The sequence below is a fragment of the Enterobacter sp. PL_is514 genome (genome assembly GCF_055816715.1).
On the sequence record NZ_JBVPGN010000034.1, the window covers coordinates 235,897 to 249,100 of the forward strand.

The window sequence follows — 13,204 nt, forward strand, 5'->3', positions numbered from 1 at the left end:
CAGCCGTGAGATCGTAATGGAAAACCTGGCCCTCTGGTATCGCCGTTTTGGCGAGCCAGAAACCGTTCTGCAACCTGAAACCGCGCCGCTGGGGGCGCTTGCGCCGGGTCATCTCCGCGTGCGAATGCTGTATTCTCCGGTGAACGCGTCCGATCTCATTCCCATTACCGGCGCCTACCGCCACAGAACCCCGTTACCGGCGGTCGCGGGGTATGAAGGTGTCGGCGTTGTCACCGGGGCGCCCGCCTCGTTTAAGCATCTGGTGGGTAAGCGCGTCCTGCCGCTGCGCGGTCAGGGCACCTGGCAGCGCTATGTGGATTGCCCGGCAGAGTATGCGATACCCGTTCCGGACACCGTCGACGCACATCTGGCCGCGCGGGCCTATATCAACCCGCTGGCGGCGCAGATGATGCTGACCCGCTACCCGCCTCGTGGAAAGCGGGTGCTGCTCACGGCTGCCGGGTCGGATTGCGCCATCCTGCTGGGGCAGTGGGCGCGTCAGGCGGGGGCGGAAGCGGTGTATGGCATTCACCGTTCTGCCGTGCATGCTGAACGGCTGGAGGCGATGGGCATCATTCCCGTCGCGCAGCATGACGCGCAGCGGATTGGCTCCGTTGCCGCGCGTACCGACGTCGTCTACGATGCCATCGGCGGGCCGCTTGCGGAAGCGATCCTTAGCGTGATGCCCGAGCAGGGCATGTTTGTTTGCTACGGCCTTCTCTCCGGGCAAACCTTCAGACAGCAACGGCCCGTGCCGCGCGTGGCGTGGTTCCATATCCGAAACGGTCTGGATGCGCTCAGCGCTGGGGCGTGGCGCGCCGAGTTTGACCGCATCTGGCTTAATTTGCCCAACAGTGGCTACAGCGACGTCACGGTGTATCCACTGGCGGAATGGCAGAGAGCGATCGGTACGTATCGCGAAAGTGGAAGGACCCGCAAGCCCCTTCTGTCGATGGCGGACTGACCGCTATTGATGGCTCATATCGCTCAGCAGCACGGCGATACTTTGCCCTCCCGCCGTCTGCTCCAGGCCAATCTTGACGATGATGGTCAGCGGGACGGAGAGCAGCATCCCAACGGGGCCGAGCAGCCAGCCCCAAAAAATCAGGGACAAAAAGACCACCAGCGTGGAAAGTCCCAGCCCTCGCCCCATCATGCGTGGCTCAAGAATGTTACCGAACACCAGATTGATGACCAGATATCCGGCCAGAAGGATCAGCGCGTCATAAAGCCCGCTGAAAACCAGCACCTGAAGGATAGGGGGGATCGCCGCCAGCACGGAGCCGATGTTGGGAATGTAGTTAAGCGCAAACGCCAGCAACCCCCAGACAAACGCAAAGCGAACGTCCAGCGCCAGAAGCATCACCCAGACGACACCGCCCGTGACCAGACTAATGGCGGTTTTCAGCACCAGATAGCGGGAGACGCTGTCCAGCGCGCGTTGAATCGCCCCCATCCCTTCAACCGGACGGACCATCATCTGCTGTAGCTTTGCCGGCAGCTGCGGTACCTCCAGCAGCATGAACACCACCGTTAAAAACAGCAGGAAAATGGATGTCATGGCATTGGAAAGCTGTGCCAGCAGGCTGGTGACGATCGTCATGGCCGCATTGGGGTCGATATATTTCAGGAGTTCCTCAACCGAGACTTCGATACCCGCGCGCTGCAGCCAGGGTTCAAGCTGCAGCAGCGGTATCGCCAGCGAAGAGCGGTATTTTGGCAGCGTTCGCGCCAGTTCGTTTAGCGAGGTCCCCAGATACGCCACCAGCAAGACCATCGCCACAATAATGATGCTGATAAGCAGCGTGATGGCCAGCACGCGCGGAATGCGTAGCCGCGTCATGCGCTGTACCAGTGGATTAAGGATCACTGCAACAAACAGGGACAGAATAAAAGGCACAATAATGTCGGCGGCAAAACGAACGCCTGTCAATATGATCACCAGCATGCCCAGCATGATGACAATTTTTAACCCGTTCAGGGTAATGATGGGTTTAGCCATGGTGACTCCGGAAAAATCTTTTTATTTATAATAAAGGTGAAAGGCATTGCAATAAACTAACCAAAATCAAACGGGATGGGTAAAGAATTGCAAAGACTTTGAGTAAAACCCTAGCTTATGGTACAAATTTAGTGTGTTTAACTACCGAGGACAATTTTCATCCGCAAAGACGAGAAGCAACAACGCGGATAATTGTAATTTTATGGACAATATGTTCAGGACGTACTCTTCAAACAATACCGCTGTATACTCCACCTCCTTCTGCCTGCTTTCTGGTGAGCAACACTGGCGCACCGCACTATAGTCATCTCTTCTGCCTGAGCTGGCGCTAAGCGCTTAGCTGACTGATTTCAATTCGTATTTTTGGGTTTGCTGCACGCAGCGGGCCACGATGGATTATATTCTCAAGCAGGAGAAAAACATGTTTTACTGGATCCTATTAGCGCTGGCAATTATCGCTGAAATTACCGGCACGCTGTCTATGAAGTGGGCAAGCATCAGCGATGGCAACACCGGTTTTATTTTGATGCTGGTGATGATTTCGCTTTCTTATATTTTCCTCTCGTTTGCGGTGAAAAAAATTGCGCTGGGCGTCGCGTATGCACTGTGGGAAGGGATCGGTATTTTGTTGATTACGCTGTTCAGCGTGCTGATATTTGACGAAACATTAACACCAATGAAGGTCGCCGGGTTAACGACGCTGGTCGCGGGTATTGTGCTGATTAAATCCGGTACCCGAAAACCTGGCAAACAGCAGAAGGAGCAGAACCATGCAACAGTTTGAATGGGTTCATGCGGCCTGGCTGGGGCTCGCCATTGTGCTGGAAATCCTGGCGAACGTTCTGCTGAAATTCTCCGATGGTTTTCGCCGTAAACTCTACGGCCTGATGTCGATTGCCGCGGTTCTGGGGGCGTTCAGCGCCCTGTCTCAGGCGGTAAAAGGGATCGATCTTTCGGTGGCCTATGCGCTGTGGGGCGGTTTTGGTATCGCCGCCACGCTGGCCGCAGGCTGGGTGCTCTTCGGCCAGCGTTTAAATAACAAGGGCTGGATGGGGCTCATCTTGCTGCTTGCCGGCATGATCATGATAAAACTCGCCTGACAGACCTCAAACCATGATTTACAGGCAGCGAAATTCGCTGCCTGTATTACGCTTAGAAAAGCAAAACATGAAGAGGATGGCTGATGTATCGCACATTAAGCTGGCGCAATATTCCCAATGCGAGAACGTTGTTTGCCATGGTCTTCATGGCGGGGATCGGCTTAATCATCTCCATCGTCGCACTGCTCTACCTTTCCCTGCATCTTATCAGCACCAAAACCAACGAAATTGATGAACACCGTACGGCGCTTTCCGTGCAGGGGGCTATTCAGACCTCGGTTAATCGCGTCTCCTCGCTGGTGCTGGATAACGCCGTCTGGGACGATGCGGTGCGGGAGGCCTACCGTCCCACGCTCGATACCGACTGGTTGTATAACACCTGGGGTGCTGGCTTTAAAATCAATAACCTCTATGACGGGACCTTCGTGCTGGATGAACATTTCGATGTCATCTGGGGATCGTTTCAAAGTCAGCCTTTTCAGGAGACGAATCTCGATTTTTTCGGTAAGGGGCTGAAAGCCCTGATTGCTCAGCACGCGCGCGCCTTATCAAGCGATAAAAATATCTATGCCGGGATCAGCAAAACGCGAAGCGGCGTCGCCTTTGTGGGCATTGGGCTGATTCGCCCGATGGTCGGAAGATTACAGGTGACCGACGAAACGCGCCGCTATCTGGTGATCACCCGTCATCTGAACGCCAGAATCTTAGCCGACCTGGGGGCGACCTTTCAGATCGATAACCTGCACTTTACGCCGGAAAAAATTAACGAAATGAGTATGCCGCTGCGCAGTTCGGCAGGGGAGCTGCTGGGCTATCTTAACTGGCAGGCACGGCTTCCGGGGGCGCAGGCCGCCCGGGCGGCATCTTCTGATATCAGGCAGATTGTGGTGCTGGCGTCGGCCCTGATCCTGCTCTTTATTCTGGTGAGCAGCGTGGGGCTGTACAAGCTTGCGCGAGGGGAAAGCCAGGCGCGTCTGGTTGCCAGAACGGACTGGCTAAGCCACTTGCCTAACCGGCGTGCGCTCATCGAGGCGCTGGATCGGGTGCGTTTACGCGGTGATACCGACGTCAAAAGCGTGGTGTTTATCGATCTCGATGGTTTTAAGGATGTGAATGATATCTATGGCCACAGCGTGGGGGACGATCTCATCGTGGCGATTGCGAAAACGCTGAGTGAACGCGTGCCGCCGGGCGGAATGCTGGCGCGGATGGGCGGGGATGAATTTGCCATGACCATCGGCGGTGATGATGCAGAGGCGCAGGCTACCGCCTTTGCTGTTTCGGTGCTGGATTTTCTCACCACCCCGGTTCAACTGGGGGAACGCACCATCCATATCGGGGCCAGTATCGGTATCGCCAGCGGAACCCTGACTGAATGCAACAGCTCAGAACTGTTTCGCCGCGCCGATATTGCCATGTATCACGCCAAAATGAGCGGGAAAGGGCGTATTACCCACTATGATGCGGAGTTGAACAGCGTCCGGGAACGCAAGCTGGCGATTGAAAATCAGATTCGTGACGGTCTGGAACGCGATGAGTTTGATGTCTGGTATCAGCCGATTATTGACGCCCACAGCCAGACAATGAGCAGCGTCGAGGCGCTGGTCCGCTGGCCGCGTCGTCCGGACGGGCCGCTTGGGCCGGATATTTTTATCACCATCGCGGAGACCAGCGGTCTGATTTACAAGCTGGGCCAGTTTGTGTTGCAGCGGGCCTGCCAGGATCTGCAGCCGTACGGCGACTTAAAGCTCTCCGTAAATATCTCCCCCGCGCAATTTCGCGATCCCGCCTTTGAAGAAAAAGTGGCAAGCGTGCTGGAGACCACCCGTTTTCCGGCCCACCGACTGCAGCTTGAGGTCACGGAGTCCTATGTGCTGGAAAACCCTGAGCGTGCCCGCATGGCGATAGCCAATCTTAAAGCGCTGGGCACTGCGGTGGCGCTGGATGATTTTGGTACCGGTTATTCCAGCATTGGCTATTTGCGGCGTTTTAACTTCGACACCATCAAGATCGATAAATCCCTGGCCGGGCTGGTGGACCACGATGAACAGGCGGCCGCGCTGGTGAGCGGCACGGTGCGGATCGCCAATGCGCTGGGCATGGCGGTGGTGGCAGAAGGGGTGGAAACCGAGAAGCAAATGAAACTGCTGCGGCTGGCTGGCTGCGATCAACTGCAGGGTTTTTGGTTCAGCCAGCCGATGCCGATTGAGTCGATCAGAGCGTTACGTAAGGTTAGACACTGCTGATTTACTGCTGCGCCAGCGCTTCCAGCTTGTCGCGAAAACCGGTCACGGACAAGGCCCTGTTATCGGCGCGCCAGCGATCTTTCGCCGCCGGGGCAGAGCTCTGCACACCGATCAGCTGCCAGCCGTTATCTGTTTTCAGCATCAGCGGTGAGCCGCTATCGCCCGGTAACGTATCGCACTGATGGGAGAGTACGCTGGTTTGCGCCCAGCCCGTCACAATACAGTCGGTATGCGTATAAAGCGTATCCAGATGATCGACAGGATAGCCCGATTGCGTCACCTTCCGGTCGGCGGCTTTCAGCGCGGCGGTGAGTGCGGCTTTGTCGCCCTCAAATAACGGCAGCGGCGTAATGCCTGAAGGCGGATAGCGTAAAACGATCAGGCCAAAGTCCCATGAGGCAGCCCCCGGCGGCACGATCCAGCCGTCACCATCCGGTTTCAGGCGTTTGCCAAGAGAGGGATCAACCCGACCTTCAATGCCGTGGATTTCATAGCGCCAGGTCCCTTTTTGCGACACAAACCGCAGGGCAACCGCTTTATCCGGCTTGCCGTTTGGTGGGGTTAACAGACAGTGGCCTGCCGTCAGGGCAAGCTGCGGGGTGATCAACGTCGCAGTACATAAGTTACCGCTGGCGGTTTCCAGTTGACCTATAGCATCCCAGGGGGCCTGAGTGGGATCGGCGACGCGCGTGCGATCGTCATGACCGAAAAAAAGCGTCTTTAGCTCTTTCGCGCTAATGGTGTCATCACCGCCATCATCCGCATGTGAAAATCCAGAAAAAAGACCAAACGTTCCCAGTAACAACACAACAGATTTACGCATATCACACTCTGGTGGGGGTAATTATGATTATTAAAAGTGAACCCTATGAAAATACTATAGACGGGACAGCGCTAAAGTGGGAGTAAAATCAGCGTGCTACAATCAGGAAAGATAAAAATGGCTGGCGATGAGCGCGCATAAAATAAGCAGGATCAGAATCAGCTCAAACCGATAGCGTCGCAGCATACGCCCTCCGGATAAAAAAAAACGGCGCGGAACCTGTTCCGGTTCGGCGCCGGTTTACCAACGTGCCCCGAAGGGCACGGTTTAGCTTGTACTCTTACGCAGCTGGCTGTGCAGCTGGTTTAGCAGCTTCGTGTTTTACTGCTTTTTTGTGATGCTTTTTAGCAGCCTGAGCTTTCTGCTCTACAGCCGGTTTAGCGGCTTTTTTGTGGTGGTGTTTTTTAGCAGCCTGAGCTTTTTGCTCTACAGCCGGTTTAGCGGCTTTTTTGTGGTGGTGCTTTTTGGCAGCCTGAGCTTTCTGCTCGGTTGGTGCTGCGGTTGCAGGTGCAGCGGCTTCTTTTTTCGCTGCAGCTTTGTGATGTTTCTTATGGTGAACCGCTTTTGCTGGGGCAGCGGTGGTGGTTGCAGCAGGTGCGGCAGCCGGTGCAGCAGTTGCGGTAGTGTCAGCAGCAAATGCAGCAGAAGACAGACCCATAGCAGCGGCAACAACCAGAGCTAATACTTTATTCATTCTCATACCCTCGAATTTGGTTTTTCATTTAACCCCACTGCGGGGCCGTTGAAATAACTATATCCCTGTAAATTCGAGGTTTCCGTGAGTGATTGGTATCGGCGTGTAACCATATGTACATTGCCGGTGTTCCCTATAAAATAATGCCTGCACAGACGACCCCCTCTCCCTTGAGGGAGAGGGCTGGGGTGAGGGGGAACATACGGCTCTGGTGGTCATTCCGTTCACTTTATGTTCCTTGCTACTCTTTAACGACATGGCCTGTGAACGTGCCAGGGTGGCTCAGTCGCCACCACCCTGGCAACCCTGGCTCCCGGCGGTAAATCGCCGCTTCGCGGTGCCCTCGGCGTATTCCTTCCGGCTTATCGGGGACGGGCGGAGGTAACATCCCTGTAAAGCCCGCCCTCTCGGCGCATCCATGCGCCTCGCCCCGGCCGGAAGGCAAACGCCTCAGCGATTTACAGCCGGACCAGGGCATCGCTGAAAGCCTTTAGTCGTTCTGAAACAAGGTTATCGCTTCTGCTTAAAAAATTTACTGGAGGTCCCTCACCCCTGCCAAACAGATTACAAGTAACGTGAGGTAAGATGTTCGCGGAAGTAACGGATATTCAGATCCTCGCCCGTCGCCTGGGTGATTAATTGCGACGTGCTGAAGCGGCTACCGTGCTGCCAGATGTTCTGGCGCAGCCACTCAAAGAGTGCGGAAAAATCGCCTTCAGCGATGGAAGCCTGCAGACCCGGAAGCGCCGTTTTCGCGGCATGGAACAGCTGCGCGGCATACATGGCTCCCAGCGTATACGACGGGAAGTAGCCAAAACCGCCGTCGGTCCAGTGGATATCCTGCATACAGCCGTTGCGGTAGTTGTCTTTGGTGGATAACCCGAGCCAGGCCTGCATTTTCTCGTCCCACAGGGCAGGGATATCGTCCACTTCGATCTCGCCGTTGATCAGCGACCGCTCAATCTCATAGCGCAGCACCACGTGCGCCGGGTAGCTCACTTCGTCCGCATCGACGCGGATATAACCAGGCTTCACGCGCTGGTTCCAGGCAATAAAGTTCTCTTCGCTGAACGCCGCCTGGCTGCCAAAGCGGGCATGCACCGCAGGGAGGAGATGTTTGAGGAAGGCCTCACTGCGCCCCAGCTGCATTTCAAAGAACAGGCTCTGTGATTCATGGATCGCGGTTGAACGCGCCAGAGCAATGGGCTGTCCTGCCCACGCGCGCGGCAGGTTTTGTTCGTAGCGGGCATGTCCGGTTTCGTGGATCACCCCAAACAGCGCGCTGAGCAGTTCATCTTCGTCATAGCGCGTGGTGATACGCACGTCTTCCGGGACGCCGCCGCAGAACGGGTGCGCACTCACGTCCAGGCGGCCGCCGTTAAAATCGAAGCCGAGCATCTTCATGGCTTCCAGGCCCAGCTCACGCTGTGTTGCCGTCGGGAAGGGGCCCTGAGGGGGAACGAACGAGCGCTGAGCCTGTTTTTCCACCACGTTTGCCAGCAGGTCCGGTAGCCAGGACTTCATATCGCCGAACAGAACGTCCAGACGAGCGCTGGTCATGTCGGGTTCAAAAATATCCAGCAGCGCGTCGTACGGCGTACAGCCTTTGGCTTCCGCCCGCAGGCGCGCCTCTTCACGGCTGAGTTTGACCACCTCTTTCAGGTTGGCGGAAAAGCCCTGCCAGTCGTTGGCGGGACGTTGTGTGCGCCAGGCGTGTTCACACCTGCTGCCCGCCAGGGATTTGGCTTCCACCAGCGTTTCCGGCAGCAGCGAGGCCTGCTGATAGTGGCGCGTCATTTCCCGCAGGTTGGCCTGTTCGACGTCATTCAGATCTTCCCCTGCCGCCGCGGCTAACAGGTCGCCGACTTTTTTATCGGTCAGGATCTGGTGCTGCAGGACGCTCATCTCCGCCAGCGCCTCGCCGCGCGCGGCGCTGCCGCCTGGCGGCATCATGGTGAACATGTCCCAGCTGGCGATGGAGGAGAGGTGCGAGAAGCGGGAGAGACGCTGGAAGGTTTTCGCAAGTGACTGATAGGCTGATATTTTTTGCAATTCTTATTTCCTCATGCCAGGGATGTGTTTCAGGGAGCATACAATGAAACGGACCCAATTCCCCAACATTTCCCACCCGGAGGAAATCTGTGCCGATTTCCTCCGTTGAAACCGTCGCCGGAATTCCGGGAGACGGTTTTCGGTGGGCACTCAGGCCTTATCACGCATAACCTGTTGCAGGATTGCCAGCGCCTGGGTGAACTGGGCATCCGGAATGGTCAGCGGATAAAGGAAGCGGATCACGTTGCCGTACTGGCCGCAGATCAACAACAGCAGGCCCTGGGCGAGCGCCTTTTGCTGGATCGCCTGCGCGATGGCGGCCGAAGGCTCTCGGCTCTCGGGATCGAAAAACTCCGCCGCAATCATCGAGCCTCTTCCCCTTATCGCCACGAGTGCAGGGAAGGTGCCCTGAATCTCCTCCAGCGTGGCTTTCAGCCGATCGCCCAGCTGACGGGCGCGGGCGCACAGTGACTCGTTGTCGATAATATTCAGCACCGCGTGCGCGGCGGCCACCGCCAGCGGGTTGCCTGCATAGGTACCCCCCAGACCGCCGGGCGCCGGCGCATCCATGATTTCGGCGCGGCCCACCACGCCGGACAGCGGCATTCCGCCTGCCAGGCTTTTAGCCATCGTCATCAGGTCGGGTTTGTCCGCGTAGTGTTCCATCGCAAACAGCTTACCCGTTCGTGCGAAGCCGCTCTGCACTTCGTCGGCAATCATCACAATCCCGTGCTCATCACAGATGCGGCGGATGGCGGCCACCAGCTCTGGCGGGGCGACGTTGAATCCGCCTTCACCCTGAATGGGTTCAAAAATAATCGCCGCCACTTGTTTCGCCTCAATATCTGCTTTGAACAGGCGCTCTATCGCCGTGATGGCATCCTTCGTCGTGATGCCGTGCAGCTCGGAGGGATACGGCACGTGATAAACCGACCCCGGGAAGGGGCCAAATCCCAGCTTGTAAGGTGCGACCTTGCCGGTTAACGCCATGGTCATATAGGTTCGGCCGTGAAAACCTCCCCCGAAGGCAATCACACCCGGTCTGCCGGTGTGGGCCCGGGCGATTTTAATGGCATTTTCCACCGCTTCCGCGCCCGTTGTGAAGAACGCCGTTTTGGCCGGGCTCTGCACAGGGGCCAGCTCGTTAAGTTTTTCGGCCAATGAAACGTAGCTTTCATACGGCACAATCTGGTAGGCCGTGTGGGTGAACTGGTGAAGCTGTTTTTCCACGGCAGCCACCAGTTCAGGATGACGATGGCCGGTATTCAGTACCGCGATCCCGGCGGCGAAATCAATATAGTCGTTGCCTTCCACGTCGGTAAGCGTGGCATTCTCCGCCGTGCGGGCAAAGAAATCACACATTACGCCTACGCCGCGCGGGGTGGCAGAAAGTCTGCGCTGATGAAATTCCTGGTTACTCATGTCAGATACCCTTTTGTCGAAACGATCATACGCCAAGACGATCGCGCAGGCTGTAATACGCCGCGCCCATCGCCGTGAATGGAATCCGCAGGCTGCGGCCGCCCGGGAAGGGGTAGTGCGGAAGGTTGGCAAACGCATCAAAGCGCTCAGCGTCACCGCGCAACAGTTCCGAGATCAGCCGTCCGGCCAGGTGGGTGCAGGTCACGCCGTGGCCGCTGTAGCCCTGCATGTAATAGATGTTTTTATCCAGACGACCAAACTGCGGCATACGCGACAGGGTCAGTAGGAAGTTGCCCGTCCAGCGGTAGTCGATTTTGACGCCTGCCAGCTGAGGGAAGGTCTTGAGCAGCTTTGGCATCACCAGGCGCTCGACATCGTCCGGATCGCGCGCGCCATAGACGACGCCACCACCGTACAGCAGGCGGTTGTCGGCGGTGAGACGGTAGTAATCCAGCAGGTAGTTACAATCTTCCACGCAGTAGTTATTGGGGATCAGCGTGCGGACGACCTCTTCCGGCAGCGGGGCGGTGGTCACCACCTGGGTGCCGCAGGGCATGCTGCGTTTTGCCAGTTCCGGTTCGATCTTATTGCCCAGATAGGCATTCCCGGCGACGATCACGTAGCGGGCCGTCACCTGGCCATGCTGCGTGCTCACCACGGCCGGGCTGGAGTGCTGAATGGCGGTCACCGGGGACTGCTCATACACCCGGCCGCCGTTCAGGCGAATGGCGTCCGCTTCGCCGATCGCCAGGTTCAGCGGATGAATATGCCCCCCGCTGCGGTCCAGCAGCGCGCCGGTATAGCGTTCGCTGTCGACCTCCCGGCGGATGGCGCTGGCGTCCAGCAACTCGAGCTGCGTGTTGCCGTAGCGTTCCCAGTTGGCTTTTTGCTCCTCCAGCGTCTCCAGCTGCTTATGGTTTAGCGCCACAAACAGCCCGCCGGGACGATAGTCGCACTGGATCTGATAGCGCTGGATACGCTCCCGGATGATTTCCCCGCCTTCAAACATCATGCTCCCGAGCATTCTGGCGGCATCGGGCCCGTAGTTTTTCTCGATCACGTCGATATCGCGGCTGTAGGAGTTAACCAGCTGGCCGCCGTTGCGTCCGCTGGCGCCGAAGCCGATGCGCGCCCCTTCAAGGAGCACCACGTCGTAGCCCATTTCGGCGAGGTGCAGCGCGGAGGAGAGGCCGGTATAGCCGCCGCCCACCACGCACACGTCACAGCTGATCGACTCGTTAAGCGTCGGGAAAGGTTCGTAAGCGTTCGCGCTGGCCGCGTAGTAGCTGGTGGTATGTTCGGTCATGATTGAGGCTCCAGGGCAATCCAGATGGTTTTCAGTTCGGTAAATTTTTCCAGCGCGTGCAGGGACTTATCGCGACCGTTGCCGCTCTGCTTATAGCCGCCAAAGGGGACGGTCATATCGCCGTCGTTATAGTTATTGACGAAGACCGAGCCTGCTTTCAGGCGGCGGCTCATGCGGTGCGCGCGGGAGAGATCGCGGGTCCATACCGCCGCGCCAAGCCCGTATTCACTGTCGTTGGCCAGCGTTAAGGCTTCCTCTTCGGTTTTAAATCGGGTAACGACCAGCACTGGCCCGAAAATCTCTTCCCGGCACAGCGGGGAGTCGGGCTCGAGGTCGACAAAAATGGTTGGACCGACTGCGGAAGGCCATGATTGTTCCCGCCCGTCCAGCAGCAGCGAGCCTTTCCGGGTTCCCTCGCGAATAAACGTGTGGACGGTATCGGCGTGCGCAGCGTCGATGAGCATGCCCATCGTGCTGTCGGGGTCGAGCGGATCGCCCGGCTGCCAGTGACGGGCCTGCGCTTTCAGCTCTGCCAGGAACGCATCGGCGATGCTGTCTTCGAGCAGCAGGCGGGTACCGGCGATACAGACTTGTCCCTGGTTATAAAAAATCCCGGCGGCGGTCGCGCTCACGGCCTTGTCCAGGTCCGGACAGTCGGCAAAGATAATGTTGGCGCTCTTGCCGCCTGCCTCCAGCCAGACGCGCTTCATGTTGCTTTCACCCGCGTCCTTCAACAGCTGCTTGCCGGTACGGGTAGAGCCGGTAAACGTCAGCACCTCAACCTCCGGATGCAGCGCCAGCGCCTGGCCCGCTTCGTGGCCGTAACCGCTTATCACATTCAGCACGCCGTCCGGCAGGCCTGCCTCTTTCGCCAGCCCGGCCAGCCGCAGGGCGGAGAGCGGCGATTTCTCCGACGGTTTCAGTACCACGCTGTTGCCCGCGATCAGCGCCGGGCCCAGCTTCCAGCAGGCCAGCAGCAGCGGGAAGTTCCAGGGGACGATGGCCGCAACAACCCCGATGGGCTCGCGCACGATCATCGCCAGCTCGCCCGGACCCGTAGGTGCCACTTCACCGTAGACTTTATCCGCCGCTTCGGCGTACCAGCGAATAGCGCGAGCCGCGCCGGGAATATCGTCGCGCAGGCTGTGGCGGATGGGTTTACCGGTGTCCAGCGTTTCCAGTAACGCCAGCTCTTCGCTATGGCGTTCCATCAAATCGGCGAGCTTATTTAGTACGGCCTTGCGCTGCGCCGGAGACGCCTGTGACCAGTCACCGCGCTCAAATACCTCACGCGCGGCCTGAACCGCGCGGTCCACGTCCGCCTGCTTGCCACGGGCGACGTTCGCCAGCGTCTGCTGGGTCGCGGGATTGACGGTGTCAAACGTGGCATTATCGGCGGCGTCACAATAGGCACCGTTAATAAATAACCGGGCCTCAATGGCGCTGTTTTTTGCTTTATCCTGCCAGTAAGTCAGGTGCTTAAAATGCATATTCACTCCTTTCTTTCGCAATCAGATAAATAAAGGCATGGCCGTTTCAGGCAATACGAAGCCGTGAGG

13 protein-coding genes are annotated in these 13,204 nt (G+C 57.6%); 5 read left to right on the forward strand and 8 right to left on the reverse strand.

Annotation, left to right across the window (positions count from 1 at the left end; translation table 11 throughout):
• Window positions 1-16: 16 nt before the first annotated feature.
• Window positions 17-964 carry a zinc-dependent alcohol dehydrogenase family protein gene (locus AC0TNG_RS16760; protein ID WP_473712781.1) on the forward strand — a complete coding sequence of 316 codons (948 nt, stop codon included), beginning with the start codon at window positions 17-19 and terminating at the stop codon, window positions 962-964.
• A gap of 3 nt (window positions 965-967) precedes the next feature.
• On the opposite strand, the gene AC0TNG_RS16765 is transcribed toward AC0TNG_RS16760, so the two are convergent.
• Window positions 968-2,002 (reverse strand): AI-2E family transporter, encoded by a 1,035-nt coding sequence (locus AC0TNG_RS16765; protein ID WP_024909146.1) that lies wholly within the window; start codon window positions 2,000-2,002, stop codon window positions 968-970.
• Between the two features lie 133 nt (window positions 2,003-2,135).
• Between AC0TNG_RS16765 and AC0TNG_RS16770 the strand changes: the two genes are divergently transcribed.
• From AC0TNG_RS16770 to AC0TNG_RS16785, 4 genes are all read left to right on the forward strand, one after another.
• Window positions 2,136-2,306: a protein YdgV gene (locus AC0TNG_RS16770; protein ID WP_085930315.1), complete on the forward strand. Its 171-nt coding sequence runs from the start codon at window positions 2,136-2,138 to the stop codon at window positions 2,304-2,306.
• Between the two features lie 117 nt (window positions 2,307-2,423).
• Window positions 2,424-2,786: a multidrug/spermidine efflux SMR transporter subunit MdtJ gene (gene mdtJ / locus AC0TNG_RS16775; RefSeq protein WP_024909145.1), complete on the forward strand. Its 363-nt coding sequence runs from the start codon at window positions 2,424-2,426 to the stop codon at window positions 2,784-2,786.
• Entirely contained in the window at window positions 2,773-3,102 is a 330-nt protein-coding gene (mdtI, locus tag AC0TNG_RS16780) for a multidrug/spermidine efflux SMR transporter subunit MdtI (RefSeq protein WP_024909144.1), read from the forward strand. Before mdtJ ends, mdtI begins: the two co-directional genes overlap by 14 nt.
• An 83-nt stretch (window positions 3,103-3,185) precedes the next feature.
• Entirely contained in the window at window positions 3,186-5,348 is a 2,163-nt protein-coding gene (locus AC0TNG_RS16785) for a bifunctional diguanylate cyclase/phosphodiesterase (protein ID WP_473712782.1), read from the forward strand.
• A 1-nt stretch (window position 5,349) separates the two neighbouring features.
• On the opposite strand, the gene AC0TNG_RS16790 is transcribed toward AC0TNG_RS16785, so the two are convergent.
• The 7 genes from AC0TNG_RS16790 to puuC form a co-directional block, all read right to left on the reverse strand.
• Window positions 5,350-6,171: a trypsin-like serine peptidase gene (locus AC0TNG_RS16790; protein ID WP_032651094.1), complete on the reverse strand. Its 822-nt coding sequence runs from the start codon at window positions 6,169-6,171 to the stop codon at window positions 5,350-5,352.
• Between the two features lie 102 nt (window positions 6,172-6,273).
• Entirely contained in the window at window positions 6,274-6,357 is an 84-nt protein-coding gene (gene ydgU / locus AC0TNG_RS16795; RefSeq protein ID WP_021241182.1) for a small membrane protein YdgU, read from the reverse strand.
• Between the two features lie 94 nt (window positions 6,358-6,451).
• Window positions 6,452-6,865 (reverse strand): acid resistance repetitive basic protein Asr, encoded by a 414-nt coding sequence (asr, locus tag AC0TNG_RS16800; protein ID WP_032651095.1) that lies wholly within the window; start codon window positions 6,863-6,865, stop codon window positions 6,452-6,454.
• A gap of 564 nt (window positions 6,866-7,429) precedes the next feature.
• On the reverse strand, window positions 7,430-8,917 hold the full coding sequence (locus AC0TNG_RS16805) for a carboxypeptidase M32 (RefSeq protein WP_473712783.1): 1,488 nt from the start codon (window positions 8,915-8,917) through the stop codon (window positions 7,430-7,432).
• A 150-nt stretch (window positions 8,918-9,067) separates the two neighbouring features.
• Window positions 9,068-10,339 carry a 4-aminobutyrate transaminase gene (puuE, locus tag AC0TNG_RS16810; protein WP_417927288.1) on the reverse strand — a complete coding sequence of 424 codons (1,272 nt, stop codon included), beginning with the start codon at window positions 10,337-10,339 and terminating at the stop codon, window positions 9,068-9,070.
• Window positions 10,340-10,364: 25 nt separating this feature from the next.
• Window positions 10,365-11,645, reverse strand: a complete 1,281-nt coding sequence (locus AC0TNG_RS16815; protein WP_473712784.1) for an NAD(P)/FAD-dependent oxidoreductase — start codon at window positions 11,643-11,645, stop codon at window positions 10,365-10,367.
• A complete protein-coding gene (puuC, locus tag AC0TNG_RS16820; protein ID WP_473712785.1) occupies window positions 11,642-13,135 on the reverse strand; it encodes an aldehyde dehydrogenase PuuC in 1,494 nt (497 codons plus the stop codon). The genes AC0TNG_RS16815 and puuC overlap by 4 nt, the downstream gene beginning before the upstream one ends.
• Window positions 13,136-13,204: the final 69 nt, after the last annotated feature.

What these genes read in the sequence shown, in the direction of transcription:
- AC0TNG_RS16760 (WP_473712781.1), top strand. Translation starts at nt 17, where the DNA reads ATGGAAAACCTGGCCCTCTGGTATCGCCGTTTTGGCGAGCCAGAAACC.
- AC0TNG_RS16765 (WP_024909146.1), bottom strand. Translation starts at nt 2,002, where the DNA reads ATGGCTAAACCCATCATTACCCTGAACGGGTTAAAAATTGTCATCATG.
- mdtJ (WP_024909145.1), top strand. Translation starts at nt 2,424, where the DNA reads ATGTTTTACTGGATCCTATTAGCGCTGGCAATTATCGCTGAAATTACC.
- mdtI (WP_024909144.1), top strand. Translation starts at nt 2,773, where the DNA reads ATGCAACAGTTTGAATGGGTTCATGCGGCCTGGCTGGGGCTCGCCATT.
- AC0TNG_RS16785 (WP_473712782.1), top strand. Translation starts at nt 3,186, where the DNA reads ATGTATCGCACATTAAGCTGGCGCAATATTCCCAATGCGAGAACGTTG.
- AC0TNG_RS16790 (WP_032651094.1), bottom strand. Translation starts at nt 6,171, where the DNA reads ATGCGTAAATCTGTTGTGTTGTTACTGGGAACGTTTGGTCTTTTTTCT.
- ydgU (WP_021241182.1), bottom strand. Translation starts at nt 6,357, where the DNA reads ATGCTGCGACGCTATCGGTTTGAGCTGATTCTGATCCTGCTTATTTTA.
- asr (WP_032651095.1), bottom strand. Translation starts at nt 6,865, where the DNA reads ATGAATAAAGTATTAGCTCTGGTTGTTGCCGCTGCTATGGGTCTGTCT.
- puuE (WP_417927288.1), bottom strand. Translation starts at nt 10,339, where the DNA reads ATGAGTAACCAGGAATTTCATCAGCGCAGACTTTCTGCCACCCCGCGC.
- AC0TNG_RS16815 (WP_473712784.1), bottom strand. Translation starts at nt 11,645, where the DNA reads ATGACCGAACATACCACCAGCTACTACGCGGCCAGCGCGAACGCTTAC.
- puuC (WP_473712785.1), bottom strand. Translation starts at nt 13,135, where the DNA reads ATGCATTTTAAGCACCTGACTTACTGGCAGGATAAAGCAAAAAACAGC.